Annotated in this window: 18 protein-coding genes and 1 pseudogene; 16 read left to right on the top strand and 3 right to left on the bottom strand. The window is 67.5% G+C overall.

Features of this window, described 5'->3' with window-relative positions:
- The 8 genes from secY (at window position 1) to FU658_RS13750 (ending at window position 6,622) form a co-directional block, all read left to right on the top strand.
- A complete protein-coding gene (secY, locus tag FU658_RS13785) occupies window positions 1-1,356 on the top strand; it encodes a preprotein translocase subunit SecY (RefSeq protein ID WP_147892608.1) in 1,356 nt (451 codons plus the stop codon).
- Window positions 1,357-1,582: 226 nt separating this feature from the next.
- Entirely contained in the window at window positions 1,583-1,939 is a 357-nt protein-coding gene (rpsM, locus tag FU658_RS13780) for a 30S ribosomal protein S13 (protein WP_147892607.1), read from the top strand.
- A gap of 9 nt (window positions 1,940-1,948) precedes the next feature.
- On the top strand, window positions 1,949-2,341 hold the full coding sequence (rpsK, locus tag FU658_RS13775; RefSeq protein WP_147892606.1) for a 30S ribosomal protein S11: 393 nt from the start codon (window positions 1,949-1,951) through the stop codon (window positions 2,339-2,341).
- Window positions 2,342-2,356: 15 nt separating this feature from the next.
- On the top strand, window positions 2,357-2,986 hold the full coding sequence (rpsD, locus tag FU658_RS13770; protein WP_147892605.1) for a 30S ribosomal protein S4: 630 nt from the start codon (window positions 2,357-2,359) through the stop codon (window positions 2,984-2,986).
- Window positions 2,987-3,008: 22 nt separating this feature from the next.
- The gene (locus FU658_RS13765; RefSeq protein WP_147892604.1) at window positions 3,009-4,004 is read left to right on the top strand and encodes a DNA-directed RNA polymerase subunit alpha; all 996 of its coding nucleotides are present in this window, start codon (window positions 3,009-3,011) and stop codon (window positions 4,002-4,004) included.
- A gap of 35 nt (window positions 4,005-4,039) precedes the next feature.
- Window positions 4,040-4,432 (top strand): 50S ribosomal protein L17, encoded by a 393-nt coding sequence (gene rplQ, locus FU658_RS13760; protein ID WP_147892603.1) that lies wholly within the window; start codon window positions 4,040-4,042, stop codon window positions 4,430-4,432.
- A gap of 218 nt (window positions 4,433-4,650) precedes the next feature.
- The gene (locus tag FU658_RS13755; RefSeq protein ID WP_147892602.1) at window positions 4,651-5,160 is read left to right on the top strand and encodes a disulfide bond formation protein B; all 510 of its coding nucleotides are present in this window, start codon (window positions 4,651-4,653) and stop codon (window positions 5,158-5,160) included.
- A 70-nt stretch (window positions 5,161-5,230) separates the two neighbouring features.
- Complete coding sequence (locus FU658_RS13750) at window positions 5,231-6,622, top strand: class II 3-deoxy-7-phosphoheptulonate synthase (protein ID WP_147892601.1); 1,392 nt, start codon at window positions 5,231-5,233, stop codon at window positions 6,620-6,622.
- 32 nt (window positions 6,623-6,654) lie between these two features.
- Here the strand turns inward: FU658_RS13750 and FU658_RS13745 are convergent, their stop codons facing one another.
- From FU658_RS13745 to typA, 3 genes and pseudogenes are all read right to left on the bottom strand, one after another.
- Window positions 6,655-7,086, bottom strand: a complete 432-nt coding sequence (locus tag FU658_RS13745) for a VOC family protein (RefSeq protein WP_147892600.1) — start codon at window positions 7,084-7,086, stop codon at window positions 6,655-6,657.
- A 55-nt stretch (window positions 7,087-7,141) separates the two neighbouring features.
- Window positions 7,142-7,873: pseudogene (locus FU658_RS13740) on the bottom strand (NYN domain-containing protein); the annotation flags it as partial.
- Window positions 7,874-7,941: 68 nt separating this feature from the next.
- Window positions 7,942-9,786 (bottom strand): translational GTPase TypA, encoded by a 1,845-nt coding sequence (typA, locus tag FU658_RS13735; RefSeq protein ID WP_147892599.1) that lies wholly within the window; start codon window positions 9,784-9,786, stop codon window positions 7,942-7,944.
- A gap of 174 nt (window positions 9,787-9,960) precedes the next feature.
- Here typA and FU658_RS13730 point away from each other — a divergent pair, with 174 nt between their 5' ends.
- The 8 genes from FU658_RS13730 to prpC all read left to right on the top strand — a co-directional run bounded on the left by FU658_RS13730 (window position 9,961) and on the right by prpC (window position 19,706).
- A complete protein-coding gene (locus FU658_RS13730) occupies window positions 9,961-10,467 on the top strand; it encodes a peptidylprolyl isomerase (RefSeq protein ID WP_147892598.1) in 507 nt (168 codons plus the stop codon).
- A 57-nt stretch (window positions 10,468-10,524) separates the two neighbouring features.
- A complete protein-coding gene (locus tag FU658_RS14890) occupies window positions 10,525-11,166 on the top strand; it encodes an HAD-IC family P-type ATPase (RefSeq protein ID WP_222708461.1) in 642 nt (213 codons plus the stop codon).
- Window positions 11,145-13,199, top strand: coding sequence for a cation-translocating P-type ATPase (locus FU658_RS13725; protein WP_222708460.1), 2,055 nt, complete (start codon window positions 11,145-11,147; stop codon window positions 13,197-13,199). Before FU658_RS14890 ends, FU658_RS13725 begins: the two co-directional genes overlap by 22 nt.
- 62 nt (window positions 13,200-13,261) lie before the next feature.
- The gene (locus tag FU658_RS13720) at window positions 13,262-14,461 is read left to right on the top strand and encodes a pyridoxal phosphate-dependent aminotransferase (protein WP_147892597.1); all 1,200 of its coding nucleotides are present in this window, start codon (window positions 13,262-13,264) and stop codon (window positions 14,459-14,461) included.
- Between the two features lie 55 nt (window positions 14,462-14,516).
- Window positions 14,517-15,503 (top strand): malate dehydrogenase, encoded by a 987-nt coding sequence (locus tag FU658_RS13715; protein WP_147892596.1) that lies wholly within the window; start codon window positions 14,517-14,519, stop codon window positions 15,501-15,503.
- Window positions 15,504-15,671: 168 nt separating this feature from the next.
- Window positions 15,672-17,582, top strand: a complete 1,911-nt coding sequence (gene prpE, locus FU658_RS13710) for a propionate--CoA ligase (protein ID WP_147892595.1) — start codon at window positions 15,672-15,674, stop codon at window positions 17,580-17,582.
- Window positions 17,583-17,649: 67 nt separating this feature from the next.
- A complete protein-coding gene (prpB, locus tag FU658_RS13705; RefSeq protein WP_147892594.1) occupies window positions 17,650-18,534 on the top strand; it encodes a methylisocitrate lyase in 885 nt (294 codons plus the stop codon).
- A 17-nt stretch (window positions 18,535-18,551) separates the two neighbouring features.
- Entirely contained in the window at window positions 18,552-19,706 is a 1,155-nt protein-coding gene (prpC, locus tag FU658_RS13700) for a bifunctional 2-methylcitrate synthase/citrate synthase (protein WP_147892593.1), read from the top strand.
- Window positions 19,707-19,825 lie beyond the last annotated feature (119 nt).

Genomic DNA, 19,825 nt, shown 5'->3' with positions numbered 1-19,825 from the left:
GTGGCCCAGTCCGGCACCACTGCCGCGGGGATGCTCGGCGGCCTAGGCAAGCTCACCGAGCTGCGCAACCGCCTGCTGTTCGTCCTCGGCGCGTTGATCGTCTATCGCTTCGGCACCTATATCCCGGTGCCGGGCGTGAACCCCGAGGCGATGACCAACCTGATGCGTCAGCAGGAAGGCATCGTCCAGATGTTCAACATGTTCTCCGGCGGTGCGCTGGAGCGTTTCAGCCTGTTCGCGCTGAACGTGATGCCGTACATCTCGGCGTCGATCATCATGCAGCTCGCGGCGCAGATCTTCCCGGCGCTCATCGCCATCCGCAAGGAAGGCGAGAGCGGTCGGCGCAAGATCACCCAGTACACGCGCTACGGCACGGTGCTTCTCGCGGCCTTCCAGGCCATGGGCGTCGCACTCGCGCTGCAGTCGCAGTCCGGTGGCGAGGGTGCGGTGGTGTTCAACCCCGGCCCGGGCTTCGTGTTCACGGCGATGATCTCGCTGACCGCAGGCACCATGTTCCTGATGTGGCTGGGCGAGCAGATCACCGAGCGCGGCGTCGGCAACGGCATCTCGCTGATCATCTTCGCGGGCATCGTCGCGGGCCTGCCGGGTGCGGTCATCTCCACGCTGGAGATGGTCAACACCGGCGAGATCGGCGCGCTGTCGGTCATGGTGCTGTTCGCGCTGATCCTGGCGGTCACCTACTTCGTGGTGTTCGTCGAGCGTGGACAGCGCCGGATCACGGTGAACTACGCCCGTCGCCAGGGCGGTCGCCAGGCGTACATGAACCAGAGCTCGCACCTGCCGCTCAAGCTGAACATGGCAGGCGTGATCCCGGCGATCTTCGCCTCGTCGATCATCATGTTCCCGGCCACGGCCGCGAGCTGGTTCGGCCAGGGCACCGACATGGGCTGGTTGTTCACGCTGTCCCAGCGCCTGTCGCCGGGCGAGCCGCTGTACCTGTTCCTGTATGGCGCGCTGATCATGGGTTTCGCGTTCTTCTACACGGCGCTGGTGTTCAACGCCCAGGAGACCGCGGACAACCTGAAGAAATCCGGTGCGTTGATTCCGGGCATCCGCCCGGGTCGTGCCACGGCCGAGTACGTCGACGGGGTGCTCACGCGCCTGACCGCCGCGGGCTCGGTGTATCTGGTCAGCGTGTGCCTGCTGCCGGAAATCCTGCGTACGCAGATGGCGGTGCCGTTCTACTTCGGCGGTACCTCCTTGTTGATCGTGGTCGTCGTGGTGATGGACTTCACCGCGCAGATCCAGGCTCACCTGATGTCCCATCAGTACGAGAGCCTGTTGAAGAAGGCCAACCTGAAGGGCGGTTCGCGCGGCGGCTTCGCGCGCGGATAGTCCCTGGTCCGTGCCCGCGCGAGAGTAGCGCGGGCCGCCCCCGAGGCCGGTTTTCCGGAGTCGGGGGCAGATCGGGGTCTTTACGCCAGAGTACGGGCACACTCCCCGTACCGGCTCCCGGGTCGCGCTCGCGCGGCCTGGGGGTTCTATTGAACACGAAGCCTTGGTATCATTTCCGATTCACTGCGCTGGAAACAGCGGCGAATTCACGTTGGAGATCGCGTAAATGGCGCGTATTGCGGGTGTCAACCTTCCCGTCCAGAAACATGTCTGGGTCGGGCTGCAGAGTATTTACGGCATTGGCCGTACCCGGTCGAAGAAGATCTGTGAGTCGGCGGAAGTCACGCCGACCACCAAGATCCGCGACCTCAGCGAGCCCGACGTCGAGCGCCTGCGCGCCGAAGTCGGCAAGTTCATCGTCGAGGGCGACCTGCGTCGTGAGGTCGGCATGTCGATCAAGCGCCTGATGGACCTGGGTTGCTATCGCGGCCTGCGTCATCGTCGTGGCCTGCCGATGCGCGGCCAGCGTACCCGCACCAACGCACGGACCCGCAAGGGCCCGCGTCGTGCGATCAAGAAGTAAGGGATAACAATGGCCAAGCCAGCTGCTGCCAAGACGAAGAAGAAGATCAAGCGGGTCGTCACCGACGGCATCGCCCACGTCCAGGCTTCGTTCAACAACACGATCATCACGATCACCGATCGCCAGGGCAATGCCTTGTCGTGGGCCACTTCGGGCGGCGCGGGTTTCCGCGGCTCCCGCAAGTCCACCCCGTTCGCGGCGCAGGTCGCCGCCGAGCGTGCCGGCAAGGCCGCGCTCGATTACGGCCTGAAGACCCTGGAAGTGCGCATCAAGGGCCCCGGCCCGGGTCGCGAGTCCTCGGTCCGCTCGCTGAACAATGTCGGCTACAAGATCACGAACATCATCGACGTGACGCCGATCCCGCACAACGGCTGCCGGCCGCCCAAGAAGCGCCGCGTCTAAGGAGCACACAAGACCATGGCTCGTTACATCGGTCCCACCTGTAAGCTCGCGCGCCGCGAAGGCGCCGATCTTAGTCTCAAGAGCCCGGCGCGTGCGCTGGATTCCAAGTGCAAGCTGGAGCAGAAGCCCGGCCAGCATGGCGTCGGCACCCGCCGCGGCAAGCTGTCGGACTATGCCCTGCAGCTGCGTGAAAAGCAGAAGGTCAAGCGCATCTACGGCCTGCTCGAGCGCCAGTTCCGCAACTACTACGGCAAGGCTTCGTCGAAGAAGGGCAACACCGGCGAGAACCTGCTGCAGCTGCTGGAGCGTCGCCTCGACAACGTCGTCTACCGCATGGGCTTCGCGGTCACCCGCGCACAGGCCCGCCAGCTGGTGTCCCACCGTGGCGTGCTGGTCAACGGCAAGTACGTGAACCTGCCGTCGTACCAGGTCCAGGCCGGCGACGAGATCACGCTGTCGGAGAAGGCGCAGAAGCAGATGCGCGTCCAGGAAGCGTCCACCCTGTCCCAGGAAATGGACCTGATCCCGTCGTGGATCGAAGTGGATGCGAAGAAATTCACCGGCGTGTTCAAGTCGGTGCCCGAGCGTGCGGACCTGCCCTCGGACATCAACGAAGCACTGATCGTCGAGCTGTACTCGAAGTAATCATTCAGGAGAGTCACTGACCATGTCGGTAACTGCCACCCAAGTGCTGCGTCCGCGCGGCGTTGCCATCGAACGCATCACCCAGAATCGCGCCAAGGTGGTCATCGAGCCGCTCGAGCGTGGCTATGGCCACACGCTGGGCAACGCGTTGCGCCGCGTCCTGCTGTCCTCGATTCCGGGTGCCGCGATCACCGAAGTCGAGATCGACGGCGTGCTCCACGAGTACACGACCCTGGAGGGCCTGCAGGAGGACATCATCGAGATCCTGCTCAACCTCAAGGACGTGGCCATCCGTCTCGACGGCGTGGACTCCACCACCCTGAGCCTCAGCGCGCAGGGTCCGGGCACGGTCACGGCCGGTGACATCAAGGTCGACCACAACGTCGAGGTGCTCAACCCCGGCCACGTGATCTGCGAGCTGACCAAGGACACGGCGCTCAACATGCGCCTGAAGATCGAGCGGGGCTTCGGCTACCAGCCGGCCGCGGCGCGCCGTCGTCCGGACGAGGAGGCCCGTGCGATCGGCCGCCTGATGCTGGACGCGTCGTTCTGCCCGGTCAGCCGCGTCGCGTACGCGGTCGAGGCTGCCCGCGTCGAGCAGCGCACCGACCTCGACAAGCTGGTGCTGGACATCGAGACCAACGGCACGATCGAGGCCGAGGAAGCGGTGCGCACCGCCGCCCAGATCCTCACCGACCAGCTGTCTATCTTCGGTGACTTCAGCCAGACCACCGGCGCCAAGCCGGAGCCGGACACCGGTGGCATCGATCCGACGCTGCTGCGTCCGATCGACGACCTGGAGCTGACGGTGCGTTCGGCCAACTGCCTCAAGGCCGAGAACATCTACTACATCGGCGACCTGATCCAGCGTACGGAGGTCGAGCTGCTCAAGACCCCGAACCTGGGCAAGAAGTCGCTTACCGAGATCAAGGAAGTCCTTGCACAGCACGGTCTTTCCCTGGGCATGAAGCTCGAGAACTGGCCGCCGGCCGGTCTCCAGCAGGGCATGCTGGGCTGAACGCCCAGAGCTTTTAGAGAATAGGATAATCAGCCATGCGCCACCGTAAATCCGGCCGCAAGTTCAGCCGCACCAGCGCCCACCGCGAGGCCATGTTCAAGAACATGGCAGCCTCGCTGTTCAAGCACGAGCTCATCCGCACCACGCTGCCCAAGGCGAAGGAACTTCGTCGGGTCGCCGAGCCGATGATCACCCTGGCCAAGATCGACGGCGTCGCCAACCGCCGCCTCGCCTTCTCGCGCCTGCGCGACAAGGAAGCGGTCGGCAAGCTGTTCGTCGAACTGGGTCCGCGCTACCAGGAGCGTCCGGGCGGTTACGTCCGTATCCTCAAGTGCGGCTTCCGCCCGGGCGACAACGCGCCGATGGCGTACGTCGAGCTGGTGGACCGTCCGCGCAGCGACGCGGGCGAGGGCCAGACGGCCGAGTAAGCTGCTTTCTGCCGGCGCTCGCGCCGTGCACGGAAAACCCCGGTTCGCCGGGGTTTTTTTGTGGGTGCCGTCGGAGCGGAGGGAACCCCTGGGGCGCCTGGCGGTCTATCTGGGCTGCTACCGCGCTCGCGCGGGCGGTCGGCTTGCGGTAGCGTGGCGCCCGATTCCCCAATCCCGATTCCCCAATGCTGTCCCGACCCACGAGCCTGGAAGCGATGATGTCTCCCAATCCCCTTGCCTGGTCGTTTCGTCAGCGCTTCGGCGCCGGCTTCCTGGCCTGTGTCGGCCTGATGGGCTACGCGCTTTACGCACAGCACGGCCTGGGCCTCGAACCCTGCCCGCTGTGTGTCTTCCAGCGCATGGCCGTCATCGCCCTGGGCCTGGTGTTCCTCGCCGGCACCGTGGTGGGCCCGCGTCCCGGACCGCTGCGCATCGGGTTCGGGGTGCTGGGCCTGATCGCCTCGGGGGTCGGCGCCGGTGTGGCCGGTCGCCATGTATGGCTGCAGAACCTGCCTGCCGACGAGGTTCCCGCATGCTCGATGATGAGCCTCGAGTACATGCGCGAGGCCTTCGGCATCGGTGAAGTGATCCGGCGGGTGTTCACCGGGTCGGGCGAGTGTGCCGAGATCGACTGGACCTTCCTCGGTCTGTCGATGCCGGCGTGGACGCTGATCGCGTTCGTTGTGCTCGGTGCGTGGGCGGTCCTTGCCGGCCTGCACCGGCGCTGAGCAGGGCTTTCATTGCGCGACGACGTCCATGTGGCATCATTCTTTGATGCAACGCAGCAGTGATCGATCAATGAGCCCTCGCGACACCCAGCCCCAGCCCGTCAGTCTGCCCATCGATTGGGCCCCGGACAGTTGGCAGGCATTCCAGGCGCGGCAGCAGCCCAGCTACCCGGATGCCGCCGCCCTGGCCGATGCATTGGCGGAGTTGCGCCGACTGCCGCCGTTGGTGACCTCTTGGGAGATCCTGAGCCTCAAGCGCCAGCTTGCCGAGGCCCAGGAGGGCAAGCGTTTCCTGTTGCAGGGCGGGGACTGCGCCGAGAGCTTCGCCGATTGCGAGTCGGGCCTGGTCTCGAACCGGCTCAAGGTCCTGTTGCAGATGAGCCTGGTTCTGGTGCACGGCATGCGCCTGCCGGTGGTCAGGGTGGGGCGCTTCGCCGGCCAGTACGCCAAGCCGCGCTCGGCCGACACCGAGACCCGGGACGGGGTGACGCTGCCGAGCTACCGCGGGGACTTCATCAACGCGCCGGGCTTCGACGAGACTTCGCGTCGCCCCGATCCGCGGCGCATGATCAAGGGCCACGCCCGTTCGGCGATGACGATGAATTTCGTCCGTGCGCTGATCGATGGTGGCTTCGCCGACCTGCACCATCCCGAGTACTGGGAGCTGGGCTGGGTCGGTCGTTCGGACCTGGCGGCGGAGTACCACCGCATGGTCGACGCGATCGGCGATTCGGTGCGCTTCATGGAAACGTTGTCCGGCGAAGAAGTGCACAACCTCAATCGCGTGGACTTCTTCACCTCGCACGAGGCGCTGCTGCTGCCCTACGAGGAGTCGATGACCCGCGAGGTGCCCAGGCAGTGGGGCTGGTTCAACCTGTCCACGCATTTCCCGTGGATCGGCATGCGCACCGCCGCGGCGGACGACGCGCACGTGGAATACATGCGCGGCATCCGCAATCCGATCGGCATCAAGGTCGGTCCGACCGTCACGCCGGACAAGCTGTTGTCGCTGATCGACCTGCTCAATCCCGAGGACGAGCCCGGCCGCCTGACCCTGATTCATCGCATGGGTGCGGGCGAGGTCGAATCGAAGCTGCCTCCGCTGCTCGAGGCGGTGCGCCGCGAGGGCCGGCGCGTGCTGTGGATCGCCGACCCGATGCATGGCAACACCGAGTCCACCAGCAACGGCTACAAGACCCGGCGCTTTGCAAACATCCGCAGCGAGCTCGAGCAGGCGTTCGAGCTGCATGCCGCGTCGGGCACGCGCCTGGGCGGCGTGCACCTGGAGCTCACCGGCGAGGACGTCACCGAGTGCCTCGGCGGGGCACGCGAGCTTGTCGAGGCCGACCTGACGCGCGCCTACCGCTCGACGGTGGACCCGCGGCTGAACTACGAGCAGTCGCTGGAGATCGCGATGCTGATCGTGCGCAAGCACGCCCAGCTCGCCGCCCCGGTCCGCTAGGGCCGGGGCGGCCCACCGATCGGCGCTGCGCTTCAGGCGTCCGCCACGCCGGACGGTGGGGTCGCACCGAAGCGGTTCGCCTTCTCTTCCATCAGCGCCAGGGTGTTGCCCTCGCTGTCGCGCAGGAAGGCCAGCCACAGCGCATAGGTCGGCGCCTGGTGGGTCAGCGTGGCCTCGCGACGGAACTCGACGCCGCGTGCCTTCATTTCACGCACCCGGGCCTCGATGTCGCTGACGGCGAGGTAGATCAGCGAGGTCGGGTGGTCGAACTCCTCGGCGCTGGGCAGGCTCAGCATCAGCCGCGTCGGCCCGCACTGGAAGAAGGCCATGCCCTCGGCGGCGAACAGGAACGGCAAACCCAGCGCGTCGCGGTAGAAGGCGGTGGCGCGCTCGACGTCGTGGCAGGTCACCGCGATCTGGGCGATGGCGTGGATCGCGGTCGGGGCGGGTGCCGCGTCGTTCATCGTGAACTCCTGCGCCGACGGCTCGACTTTTCGCCGCGACCTCGGAGCCCACTGGCCGCGCGCGGACGTAGATCGAGGTGGACTGGCCGTTGCCGCCACGCTCCTCCACCTCGTAGGCACTCAATGCACGCACCAGGTCGCTGAGCTTGCGGTAGCCCCACACGCGCGGATCGAAGTCCGGCGCCTGCTTGGCGATGTGGCTGCCCACCGGGCCCAGCTGCGCCCAGCCGTCCTCGTCGGAGGCATCGTCGACCGCCTCGGCGAGCAGCTTCGACAGGCGCTTGTCGGCGTGCAGCGCCTTCTCGTCGAGCTTCCTCGGACTGGTTTCGGCCGACTGCGCGCCCAGCAGGTCGGTGTAGATGAACTTGTCGCAGGAGGAGACGAAGGGCGAGGGCGTCTTGCGCTCGCCGAAGCCGTAGACGGTCAGGCCCTGCTCGCGAAGCCGGCTGGCCAGGCGGGTGAAGTCGGAGTCGCTTGAAACGATGCAGAACCCGTCGAAGCGGCCGGTGTGCATCAGGTCCATCGCGTCGATGATCAGCGCGCTGTCCGACGCGTTCTTGCCGACCGTGTAGCGGAACTGCTGGATCGGCTGGATCGACAGGTCCAGCAGCACCTGCTTCCAGCCCTTGAGGTTGGGCGTGGTCCAGTCGCCGTAGGCGCGCTTGACGCTGGCGATGCCGTAGCGGGCGATCTCCGACATCAGCCCCTCGGCGATCGAGGGCGGGGCGTTGTCGCCGTCGATCAGCACCGCCAGTTTGGCATTCGCGTTGTCGCCGTTGCTGGCCATGCGGCCTCCACCAAAGGAAAGGGGGCCAGTATCGGCCCCCTCCGGTCACACCTTCAAGCGAAGTCGCATCACGCCACGCGCGAGGCCCGCTTGCGGTCGTTCTCGGTGCGGTGCTTCTTGCGCAGGCGGATCTGCGCCGGGGTGATCTCGACCAGCTCGTCGTCGTCGATAAACTCCAGCGCCTGCTCCAGCGACAGCTTGATCGCCGGGATCAGGCCCTCGTCCTTGTCGGTGCCCGAGGCGCGGAAGTTGGTCAGCTGCTTGCCGCGCAGCGCGTTCACCGTCAGGTCGTTGTCCTTGGAGTGGATGCCGACGATCTGGCCCTCGTAGATCTCCTCGCCCGGCTCGATGAACAGCCGGCCGCGCTCCTGCATCGCGATCTGTGCGTAGGCCGGGGAGGATCCGGTGGCGTTGGAGATCAGCACGCCGTTCTGGCGCTGGCCGATCGAGCCCTCGCTCTTCGGGCCGTAGTGGTCGAAGACGTGGAACAGCAGGCCGGTGCCGGCGGTGATGGTGCGGAATTCGGTCTGGAAGCCGATCAGGCCACGCGCCGGGATGATGAAGTCCAGGCGCACGCGGCCCTTGCCGTCGGGCTCCATGTTCTGCAGCAGCGCCTTGCGCTCGCCCAGGCGCGACATCACGCCGCCCTGGAACTGCTCCTCCATGTCGACCACCAGCGACTCGAACGGCTCCATCATCTGGCCGTCGATCTCCTTGATGATCACCTCCGGGCGCGAGACGGCCAGCTCGTAGCCCTCGCGGCGCATCGTCTCGATCAGGATCGAGAGGTGCAGCTCGCCACGGCCGGACACCTTGAACTTGTCCGCATCCTCGGTGTCCTCGACCTTCAGCGCGACGTTGTGCTGGGTCTCGCGGATCAGGCGGTCGCGCAGCTGGCGGCTGGTGAGGAACTTGCCGCCGCTGCGGTCCTTGACGCCGGCGAACGGCGAGTCGTTGACCTGGAAGGTCATCGAGATCGTCGGCTCGTCGACCGTCAGCACCGGCAGCTGCTCGGGTGCTGCGGTGTCGCACACGGTCTCGGAGATGCCCAGCTTGTCGATTCCGGAGATCGCGATGATGTCGCCGGCGCGGGCCTCCTTCACTTCATGGCGCTCCAGGCCCATGAAGCCCAGCACCTGCAGCACCTTGCCGTTGCGGTTCTTGCCCTCGCGGTCGACGACCGTGACCTGCTGGTTGGTGCGCACGGTGCCGCGCTGGATGCGGCCCACGCCGATGATGCCGACGTAGTTGGAGTAGTCCAGCGACGTGATGCGCATCTGGAACGGGCCTTCCAGGTCGACCGGCGGCGGGGAGACCTTGTCGACGATGGTCTGGAACAGCGGGGTCATGTCGCCCTCGCGCACCGTGTCCTCCATGCCGGCGTAGCCGTTGAGGCCCGACGCGTAGACCACGGTGAAGTCGAGCTGCTCCTCGGTGGCACCCAGGCGGTCGAACAGGTCGAAGGTCTGGTTGAGCACCCAGTCCGGCCGCGCGCCGGGGCGGTCGACCTTGTTGATGACGACGATCGGCTTGAAGCCCATCGCGAACGCCTTCTGGGTGACGAAGCGCGTCTGCGGCATCGGGCCGTCCATCGCGTCGACCAGGATCAGCACCGAGTCGACCATCGACAGCACGCGCTCGACCTCGCCGCCGAAGTCGGCATGGCCCGGGGTGTCGACGATGTTGATGCGGTATTCCTCGCCCTCGGGCGACTTCCAGCGGATCGCGGTGTTCTTCGACAGGATCGTGATGCCACGCTCCTTCTCGATGTCGCCGCTGTCCATGACCCGCTCGGTCATCTGGTGGCGCTCGTCGAAGGTGCCCGACTGCTTGAGCAGCTGGTCGACCAGGGTGGTCTTGCCGTGATCGACGTGGGCGACGATGGCGATATTGCGGAGCTTTTCGATGGACATGGGGATACCGCGCCGGCAGGCGCACTTTTGGCAGGGAAGTCGAGCAGTATAACGCGATCATGTTGCGCTGCAGCGGTTTTCCGGGCTGCATGGCATTATTCGTGTTCAGCCGGCCGTCGGCCGCGTCCCGGGCCCCCCGGGCACTTCCCTCCCATCGATCCCCGAGGTTTCCCCATGTCCCAGCTCACCGCCGTCTTCACCACCTCCCGCGGCCCGATCCGCGTCGTACTGCGCCCGGACAAGGCCCCGCTGACGGTCGCCAACTTCGTCAACCTGGTGAGGCGCGGCTTCTACGACGGCCTGAGCTTCCACCGGGTGATCCCCGACTTCATGGTCCAGGGCGGCTGCCCCGAGGGCAGTGGCCGGGGCGGCCCGGGCTACCGCTTCGAGGACGAGTGCAGCCCGGACCTGCCGCACGAGCGCGGCGTGCTGTCGATGGCCAACGCCGGCCCGGGCACCAACGGCAGCCAGTTCTTCATCACCCACGTGGAAACCTCCTGGCTCAACGGCAAGCACACCGTGTTCGGCAAGGTGGAGTCCGATGCCGACCAGAAGGTGGTCGATGCGATCCAGGGCGGTGACGCGATCGAGAAGGTCGAGCTCGAAGGGGATGCCGACGCCGTGATTGCCGCCAAGGCCGACCGCGTCGCGGAATGGAACAAGGTGCTCGACGCGCGCTGAGGATCCGATTTTGACCGCAGTCGGGTGGGAAGCCCCCGGCTGCGGTAGCTTTGGGGCATGGCTGCCCTGGAAGACGAGCGCACGAATCCCGACCCGGCCGATGCACCGGTGCCCTGGCATGCGCTTGAAGCCGCCGAGGTCCTGGAGCGGCTTGGTTCGGGCCCCGGGGGGCTCGACCAGGAGCAGGTGCGCGAGCACCGCGAACGCTACGGGGAGAACCGCCTTCCCGCACCGCCGCCCCGGCCCGCGTGGCGGCGATGGCTGGCCCAGTTCAACAACGTCCTGATCCACCTGCTGCTGGTGGCCGCCGTGGCGGCGCTGGTGCTTGGACACCGCGTCGACGCGGCGGTCATCCTTGCCGTGGTGCTGGTCAATGCACTGATCGGCTTCATCCAGGAAGGCAAGGCCGAGCGCGCGATGGAGGCGATCGGCCGCATGCTCGCGCCCAAGGCGCGCGTCCGTCGCCGGGGACGCTGGACGGTGGAGCCGGCGGAAACGCTGGTGCCCGGCGACCTGGTGTCGCTCAAGGCCGGCGACCGCGTCCCGGCCGACCTGCGCATGATCGAGGCGCACGGCATGCAGGTCGACCAGGCCGCCCTGACCGGCGAGTCGGTCCCCGTGGACAAGTCGGCCTCGGCCGACCCGGAGGACGCGCGCTCGCGGAGCGTGCCTCGCTGGTGCACGCCAGCAGCATGGTGACCCTGGGACAGGGGAGTGGCGTGGTGGTGGCCACTGGCGAGGCGACCGAGCTGGGCCGCATCAGCCACCTGCTGGAGGGCGTCGGGACGCTGACCACGCCACTGTTGCGCGACATCACCCGCTTCGGGCGCAGCCTCGCCGTGCTGATCCTGGCGGTTGCCGCAGCGATGGGGCTGGTGGCGGTGTGGTGGCATGCGACGCCGATCGGCGACGCCTTCCTGGCCGGCGTGGCCCTGGCCGTGGCGGCGATTCCCGAAGGCCTGCCGGCGATCATCACGGTGACGCTGGCCATCGGGGTGCAGCGCATGGCGGCCCGCAAGGCCGGGGTGCGACGGCTTCCGGCCGTGGAGACCCTGGGCGCGGTGAGCGTGATCTGCACCGACAAGACCGGCACGCTGACCCGCAACGAACTGGTGGCCCGAAAGATCGCCACGGCTGCACAGGCGTGGCCTCCCGACGAAGTCGACCCCGCGCGCAGCGGCCACCGTCGTCTTCTCGAGGCCGCGGTGCTGTGCAACGACGTGGCCGAGGATGCGCATGCCGGGGACCCCCTGGAGCGCGCCCTGGTTCAACTGGCGCTCGACTCGGGCCTGGACGTGGCCGGCGTGCGGGATGCGAACCCCCGCGACGCGATGCTGCCGTTTTCCTCCGATGCCAAGTTCATGGCGACCGCCCACGGCGAACGGGTCTGCCTCAAGGGTGCCCCGGAGGCGGTGATGTCGCGTTGCGACCAGGCACTCGACGGTGACGAGCCGGTGGCGCTGGATGCCGAGGCCTGGATGGCGCGCATGGAAGGACTCGCCCGGTCGGGATACCGCGTGCTGGCTTTCGCCGAGCACGCGCGCGAACTGGGCGGCGGCAAGGGGCTGCACGTTGACGACCTGGCCAAGGGTGGTTGCCTGCTCGGCTTCGTCGCCTTCGAGGATCCGCCGCGCGAGGAGGTTCCTGCCGCGCTGTCGGCCTGCCGCAGCGCCGGCATCCGGGTGGCGATGATCACCGGGGACCATGCGGCCACCGCGAAGGCCATCGCCGGACAGTTGGGTATTGGTGACGGTGAGCGGGTCATGACCGGTCCGGAACTGGACAAGCTCGACGCGAATGGCCTGAGGGAAGCAGCGGCCGGGTGCAGCGTCTTCGCCCGCACCACGCCCGAGCACAAGCTGCGCCTCGTGGAAGCGCTGCAGGCAGGCGGCGCGGTGGTCGCGATGACCGGCGACGGGGCCAACGACGCCCCGGCGCTCAAGCGCGCCGACATCGGCGTGGCGATGGGCATCAAGGGCACCGAGGCCTCGCGCCAGGCGGCCGAGATCGTGCTGGCCGACGACAACTTCGCCTCGATCGTCGCCGGCGTCGAGGAGGGGCGGGGCGTGTACGACAACATCCGCAAGGCGCTGATGTTCATCCTGCCGACCAATGCCGCCCAGGCGCTGGTGGTGCTGGTGGCCGCCCTGATGGGCATGAGCCTGCCGATCACGCCGGTGCAGATCCTCTGGATCAACATGGTCACCGCCGTGACCCTGGCCATGGCGGTGGCGTTCGAGCCGCCGGAGGGCCAGGTCATGCAGCGATCGCCGCGGCCGCCGGGTCGGGGCCTGGTGACGGCCTACGTGGGCTGGCGCGTGGCCTGGGTGGGGGTGCTGATGACCGTCGGCGTGTTCGCCACGTTCCGCATGGCGATCGATTCCGGTGCAGGCGCCGAGGTGGCGCGCACCGTCGCGATGAACACCTTGGTGGCCGCGCAGCTGGCCTACCTGTTCTGCGCACGCCGCTGGGTGTCGCCAGGCTGGACGCCGCAGGCCCTGTTCGCCAACCCCTGGGCCTGGGTGTGTGTCGGGGCGTTGCTCCTCATGCAGGGCACGATCACCGCCTGGCCGCCGGCGCAGGCGGTGTTCGGTACCGCGATGCCAGCCGCCGGGCACTGGCTGTGGATCGCCATCGTCGCGCTGGTGGTGTTCGTGCTGGTCGAGCTGGAGAAGGCCGTCCTGCATGCGCGGGCGTCCCGCCGCCGGGCCTCCCGGGGGAGAGCGGGCTGAGGCCTGCATGCTAGAATCGGGGGCTTGCCCGACCCCGTTCCCACCCGATTCGAGGACCCGAAATGCCCAAGCTCGCCGCCCGCGTGGGCCGCGCCAAGCCCAGCGCGATCATGCAGATCTTCGACAAGGCCAAGCAGCTCCAGGCCCAGGGTCGCGACGTCGTGAGCTTCTCGATCGGCGTACCGAACTTCCTGCCCGGCGAGCACGTCTACCAGGCGGTGCGCGACGCCCTGGAACACGACTCGGGTTCCTACGGCTCCAACCGCGGCGACGTTCGACTGCTCGACGCCTTCCTGGGGCACATGGAGGGACTGGGGCTGACCGGCTACGCGCGCGAGAACTGCGCGGTGGCCGTGGGTGCCAAGCACATCCTCTACAACCTGTTCGAGGCGATCCTCGACGAGGGCGACGAGGTCGCGTTCCCGACCCCGTACTGGACCAGCTACGTCGACATCGCCGAGATCGTCGGCGCGAAGATCAAGCTGCTGCCGTGTCCGCCGGAGCAGGACTACAAGATGACCCCTGCCCAGCTCGACGAGGCACTGGCCTCCAAGCCGGCGCTGTTCCTGTTCAACAACCCGTCCAACCCGACCGGCATGGTCTACACGAAGGACGAGATCGCCGCGCTTGCCGACGTGCTGGTGAAGCACCCGGACACCTGGGTGATCACCGACGACATCTACAACAAGATGGTCTTCGACGATGTCGGCTACCACAACTTCATCAATGCCCGTCCCGAGCTGCGCGACCGGGTGATCTTCGTCGACTCGCTGTCGAAGACCTACGGCATGCCCGGCTGGCGCGTCGGCCTGATGGCCGGCCCGGAGTCGATCGCGAAGGCGGTGGTGACGCTCAATTCGAACCACATCACCAACATCCCGGAGATCGTCACCGCGGGTGCGGTCGCGGCGCTGTCGGGTCCGCAGGACGTGCCGGAGTCCAAGTGCGTCGAGTTCCAGGCCAAGCGCGACCAGGTCGTGGGCATGTTCCGCTCGATCCCCGGCGTGGAATGCCCGATGCCGCAGGGCGCGTTCTACGTCTTCCCCGACATCAGCTGTGCGTTTGGCAAGTCGCACTCGGGCCGCGCGATCAACAACGACGTCGACCTGTGCGACGCGCTGCTCGAAGCCAAGGGCGTGGCCTGCGTGCCGGGTTCGGCCTTTGGCGAGCCGCGCGCGCTGCGGGTCAGCTACACCTGCCCGACCGCGCAACTGGCCGATGGCCTGGAGCGCATCCGCAGCTTCTTCGCCGAACTGCAGTAACCCCTTCACTTCCGCGGGGCCGTTTGGCCCCATATCAGTTTTCGGAGACCTCCCCATGAAGAACCCCGTCCGTGTTGCCGTCACCGGTGCCGCCGGCCAGATCGGCTATTCCCTGCTGTTCCGCATTGCCTCGGGCGAGATGCTAGGCAAGGACCAGCCGGTGATCCTGCAGATGCTCGAGCTGCCGATGGAGAAGGCCCAGGCCGCGCTCAAGGGCGTGATGATGGAGCTCGAGGACTGCGCGTTCCCGCTGCTGGCCGGCATGGTCGGCACCGACGACCCGGAAGTCGCGTTCAAGGACGCCGACATCGCGCTGCTGGTCGGCGCACGACCGCGTGGCCCGGGCATGGAGCGCAAGGACCTGCTGCTGGAGAACGCGAAGATCTTCACCGCCCAGGGCGCCGCGCTGAACAAGGTGGCCAGCCGCGACGTGAAGGTGCTGGTGGTCGGCAACCCGGCCAACACCAATGCCTACATCGCGATGAAGTCGGCCCCGGACCTGAAGGCGCGCAACTTCACCGCGATGCTGCGCCTGGACCACAACCGCGCGCTCAGCCAGCTGGCCGGCAAGGCCGGCGTGCCGGTGAAGAACATCGAGAAGCTCATCGTGTGGGGCAACCACAGCCCGACGATGTACCCGGACTACCGCTTCGCGCATGCCGATGGCGTGTCGCTGAAGGACTCGATCAACGACGAGGCCTGGAACCGCGACACCTTCCTGCCCACCGTCGGCAAGCGCGGTGCGGCGATCATCGAGGCGCGTGGCCTGTCCTCGGCGGCCTCGGCGGCGAATGCCGCCATCGACCACATCCGCGACTGGGTGCTGGGCACCGATGGCAAGTGGACCACGATGGGCATTCCCTCCGACGGCAGCTACGGCATCCCGATGGGTGTCATGTATGGCTTCCCGGTGACCTGCCAGGATGGCGAGTACACGATCGTGCAGGACCTGGACATCGACGAGTTCAGCCGCGAGCGCATGAACCACACGCTGGCCGAGCTCGAGGAAGAGCGCCAGGGCGTGGCGCACCTGCTGGGCTGAGCCTACCTGGCATGAGATGTCGGACGGGCGGCCTTCGGGTCGCCCGTTCTCGTTTGCCGGCAGGGGCATGTCGACGGAATGTGGCCAGGGATACGACGAAGGTCGCAGGGTCCGCGCGCTGCACCCGCACTAGGCTTGCAGGACGCTCCCGCCGGCCAGGTATCCGCCATGCGCTACGAAGACGTCTATCGCCGCTCGATCGAGCAGCCTGAGGCGTTCTGGGCCGAAGCGGCCGGGGCGATCGACTGGGAAACACCGCCCGAGCGGATCCTCGACTACTCCAATCCCCCGTTCCGCCGCTGGTTCGTCGGGGGGCGCACCAACCTGTGCCACAACGCGGTCGATCGCCACCTTGCACAGCGCGGCGACCAGCCTGCCTTGATCGCGGTGTCGACCGAGACCAACGAGCAGCGCAGCTACAGCTACCGCGACGTGCATCGCGAAGTGAACGCCTTCGCGGCCACGCTGGCGGGCCTGGGGGTGGAGGAGGGTGACCGGGTCGTCATCTACATGCCCAACATCGCCCAGGCGGCTTTCGCGATGCTTGCCTGCGCGCGGCTCGGTGCGGTGCATTCGGTGGTCTTCGGTGGCTTCGCCGCACCCAACCTCGCGCTGCGCATCGATGATGCGCGCCCCAAGGTGCTGGTGTGCGCCGACGCGGGCATGCGCGCTGGCAAGGTGATCCGCTACAAGCCGCTGGTCGACCGGGCGCTGGAGGCGTGTGCGCATCCGCCCGGTGCGGTACTGGTGGTGAACCGCGGCCTCGACGACGCGCTCGAGCTCCAGGCCGGGCGCGACCATGACTTCGACCGCCTGCGACAGCAGCACGAGGGGGTCGAGGTGCCGGTGGCCTGGGTCGAGGCCAGCCACCCCAGCTACCTGCTCTACACCTCCGGCACCACCGGCAAGCCCAAGGGCGTGCAGCGCGAGACCGGCGGCTACGCGGTGGCGCTGGCGCTGTCCATGCGGGCCGTCTACGACATCGGCCCGGGGCAGGTGATGTTCACCACCTCGGACGTGGGTTGGGTCGTTGGCCACTCCTACATCGTCTACGGGCCATTGATCGCCGGTGCCACTTCGATCATCTACGAGGGGCTGCCGACCTCGCCCGACCCGGGCATCTGGTGGCGACTGTGCGCCGAGCACGGCGTGCGCACGCTGTTCTCCTCGCCGACCGCGATCCGGGTGTTGAAGAAGCAGGACCCGGACCACATCCACCGACACGACCTGTCGAAGCTCCAGTACGTCTTCCTGGCCGGTGAGCCGCTGGATGAGCCGACCGCGCGCTGGGCCGGCGAGACGATCGGCAAGCGCATCATCGACAACTACTGGCAGACCGAGACCGGCTGGCCGGTGCTGAGCCTGCTGCCGGGCGTCGATCTCAAGCCATCGAAGCTCGGTTCGCCCGGGCTACCCAACCTCGGCTACCGGCTCAAGCTGATCAACGAGGTCAGCGGCGAGGAGTGCGCCGCGGGCGAGAAGGGCGTCCTGGCGATCGTGCCGCCGCTGCCGCCGGGTTGCCTGAGCACCGTGTGGGGCGACGACCAGCGGTTCCTGTCGAGCTACTTCAGCCACTTCAAGGAACTGCTCTACAGCTCGCTGGACTGGGCGATCCGCGACGAGGACGGGTACTACTTCATCCTCGGGCGCACCGATGACGTCATCAATGTCGCCGGGCACCGTCTGGGCACGCGCGAGATCGAGGAGTCGGCATCGGGCTGCGCACTGGTGGCGGAAGCCGCGGTGATCGGAGCGGCTGACGAGACCAAGGGCCAGGTGCCCGTGGTGTTCGCGCTGCTGCGCCAGTCCGCCGGCGATACGGATGGCCGGCAACAGGCGGCCGAGTCCATCCGCGCCCGGATCGTCGACCAGCTGGGTGCGGTGGCGGGGCCTGCGCGCATCTACCTGGTGGAGGCGCTGCCGAAAACGCGCTCCGGCAAGCTGCTGCGGCGCTCGCTGCAGGCGCTGGTGGAGCAGCGTGATCCGGGTGACCTGTCCACGCTGGACGATCCCGGTGCGCTGGACGCGGTGAAGCGGGCGCTGGAGCAGGGTTCGGACCTCAAGCCGCGCAAGGGGTGAGCCAGGTCCGCCCGGACCGGGATGGCGGCGGTGCGCTAAAATGGCGGTTTTCCGACAGGAACCCCGCATGAGCCAGTCCAGCCCCGGCGCGCGATTCCGCGCCGCGCTTGCCGAAGAGTCGCCGTTGCAGGTGATCGGCGCGATCAACGCCAACCATGCCCTGCTGGCCAAGCGTGCGGGTTACCGGGCGATCTACCTGTCCGGCGGCGGAGTGGCGGCCGGCTCGCTGGGCCTGCCCGACCTGGGCATCAACACGCTCGACGACGTGCTCACCGACGTGCGGCGCATCACCGATGTATGCGACCTGCCGTTGCTGGTCGACATCGACACCGGCTTCGGTCCCAGCGCGTTCAACATCGAGCGCACGGTGAAGAGCCTGGTCAAGTTCGGCGCCGCGGCCTGCCATATCGAGGACCAGGTCGGCGCCAAGCGCTGCGGCCACCGGCCGGGCAAGGAGATCGTGTCCACCCAGGAGATGGCGGACCGGGTCAAGTCCGCCGCCGACGCGCGCACCGACGAAGCGTTCTTCATCATCGCGCGCACCGATGCGATCGCCTCGCACGGCGTCGATGCCGCGATCGAGCGCGCGATCGCCTGCGTCGAGGCCGGCGCCGACGGCATCTTCGCCGAGGCCGCCTACGACCTCGACACCTACAAGCGCTTCGTCGACGAGGTCGGCGCACCGGTGCTGGCCAACATCACCGAGTTTGGCCAGACGCCGCTGTTCACCCGCGACGAGCTGGCCTCGGTCGGCGTGGCGATCCAGCTCTATCCGCTCTCCGCGTTCCGTGCGATGAACAAGGCGGCGGAGAGCGTGTACGAAGCGATCCGCCGCGACGGCCACCAGAAGGCGGTGCTGGACACGATGCAGACCCGCGAGGAGCTCTACGACCGCATCGGCTACCACGCCTTCGAGCAGCACCTCGACGCCCTTTTCAGCAAGACCAAGTGAGCCAAGGAGCCCCACGCATGTCCGAGACCCCGAGCACCCTGCCCAAGCCGAAGAAGTCGGTGGCCCTGAGCGGTACCGCCGCCGGCAACACCGCGCTGTGCACCGTCGGCCGCACCGGCAACGACCTGGCCTATCGAGGCTACGACATCAAGGACCTGGCCACGAAGGCCGGTTTCGAGGAGGTCGCCCACCTGCTGGTGCACGGCCACCTGCCCAGCTTCAGCCAGCTGGCCGCCTACAAGCGCAAGCTGGCCAGCCTGCGCGGCCTGCCGGCGATCGTCACCGAGGCGCTGGAGCTGATCCCGGCCAATGCCCACCCGATGGACGTGCTGCGCACCGGTTGCTCGGTGCTGGGCACGGTGCTTCCGGAGAAGGAGGGCCATGCCGCGCCGGGTGCGCGCGACATCGCCGACCGGCTGATGGCCAGCTTCGGTTCGATGCTGCTGTACTGGTACCACTTCACCCACAACGGCCGCCGCATCGACACCGATACCGACGACGAGTCGATTGCCGCGCACTTCCTGCACCTGCTGCATGGCAAGCCGCCGACCCAGCTGCAGGCCGACTCGCTGGACAAGTCGCTGGTGCTCTATGCCGAGCACGAGTTCAATGCGTCGACCTTCGCCGCGCGCGTCATCGCCGGTACCGGGTCGGACATGTACTCGTGCATCACCGGCGCGATCGGTGCACTGCGCGGCCCGAAGCACGGTGGCGCGAACGAGGTCGCGATGGACATCATCGCCCGCTACCAGAGCGCCGACGAAGCCGAGGCCGACATCCGTGCACGCGTCGAGCGCAAGGAGATCGTCATCGGCTTCGGCCACCCGGTCTACACCGTCAGCGACCCGCGCAATCCGATCATCAAGGAAATCAGCCGCAAGCTGTGCAAGGAAGGCGGCAACGAGACGCTTTTCGACATCTCCGAGCGCATCGAGACGCTGATGTGGGACATGAAGAAGATGTTCCCGAACCTCGACTGGTTCAGCGCATCGGCCTACCACATGATGGGCGTCCCCACGGCGATGTTCACCCCGCTGTTCGTCATCGCCCGCACTTCGGGCTGGAGCGCGCACGTGATGGAACAGCGCGTGGACGGCAAGATCATCCGCCCGAGCGCGAACTACACCGGCCCCGAGGACCGCGACTTCGTGCCGCTGGACAAGCGCGGCTAGGCAGACCCGAAAACGCATGCTGGACCAGGCCCGGGGCGGCATCGTCCCGGGCCTTTTTTTTTGAGCTGCCTCCAATGGCGGGCACGGTCCGGGTGCTAATGTCTGCATCGACCTTGGCC

The organism is Alkalisalibacterium limincola, from assembly GCF_008017755.1.
In the GTDB taxonomy this organism is placed as follows: Bacteria; Pseudomonadota; Gammaproteobacteria; order Xanthomonadales; family Xanthomonadaceae; genus Alkalisalibacterium; species Alkalisalibacterium limincola.
Note: the sequence above shows the minus strand (reverse complement) of the source record. Positions and strands in the feature narration are given on the sequence as shown.

Bases quoted from the DNA above. Each gene is read 5' to 3' on its own strand.
- rpsM (WP_147892607.1), top strand. From the start codon at position 1,583: ATGGCGCGTATTGCGGGTGTCAACCTTCCCGTCCAGAAACATGTCTGG.
- rpsK (WP_147892606.1), top strand. From the start codon at position 1,949: ATGGCCAAGCCAGCTGCTGCCAAGACGAAGAAGAAGATCAAGCGGGTC.
- rpsD (WP_147892605.1), top strand. From the start codon at position 2,357: ATGGCTCGTTACATCGGTCCCACCTGTAAGCTCGCGCGCCGCGAAGGC.
- FU658_RS13765 (WP_147892604.1), top strand. From the start codon at position 3,009: ATGTCGGTAACTGCCACCCAAGTGCTGCGTCCGCGCGGCGTTGCCATC.
- rplQ (WP_147892603.1), top strand. From the start codon at position 4,040: ATGCGCCACCGTAAATCCGGCCGCAAGTTCAGCCGCACCAGCGCCCAC.
- FU658_RS13755 (WP_147892602.1), top strand. From the start codon at position 4,651: ATGTCTCCCAATCCCCTTGCCTGGTCGTTTCGTCAGCGCTTCGGCGCC.
- FU658_RS13750 (WP_147892601.1), top strand. From the start codon at position 5,231: ATGAGCCCTCGCGACACCCAGCCCCAGCCCGTCAGTCTGCCCATCGAT.
- FU658_RS13745 (WP_147892600.1), bottom strand. From the start codon at position 7,086: ATGAACGACGCGGCACCCGCCCCGACCGCGATCCACGCCATCGCCCAG.
- typA (WP_147892599.1), bottom strand. From the start codon at position 9,786: ATGTCCATCGAAAAGCTCCGCAATATCGCCATCGTCGCCCACGTCGAT.
- FU658_RS13730 (WP_147892598.1), top strand. From the start codon at position 9,961: ATGTCCCAGCTCACCGCCGTCTTCACCACCTCCCGCGGCCCGATCCGC.
- FU658_RS14890 (WP_222708461.1), top strand. From the start codon at position 10,525: ATGGCTGCCCTGGAAGACGAGCGCACGAATCCCGACCCGGCCGATGCA.
- FU658_RS13720 (WP_147892597.1), top strand. From the start codon at position 13,262: ATGCCCAAGCTCGCCGCCCGCGTGGGCCGCGCCAAGCCCAGCGCGATC.
- FU658_RS13715 (WP_147892596.1), top strand. From the start codon at position 14,517: ATGAAGAACCCCGTCCGTGTTGCCGTCACCGGTGCCGCCGGCCAGATC.
- prpE (WP_147892595.1), top strand. From the start codon at position 15,672: ATGCGCTACGAAGACGTCTATCGCCGCTCGATCGAGCAGCCTGAGGCG.
- prpB (WP_147892594.1), top strand. From the start codon at position 17,650: ATGAGCCAGTCCAGCCCCGGCGCGCGATTCCGCGCCGCGCTTGCCGAA.
- prpC (WP_147892593.1), top strand. From the start codon at position 18,552: ATGTCCGAGACCCCGAGCACCCTGCCCAAGCCGAAGAAGTCGGTGGCC.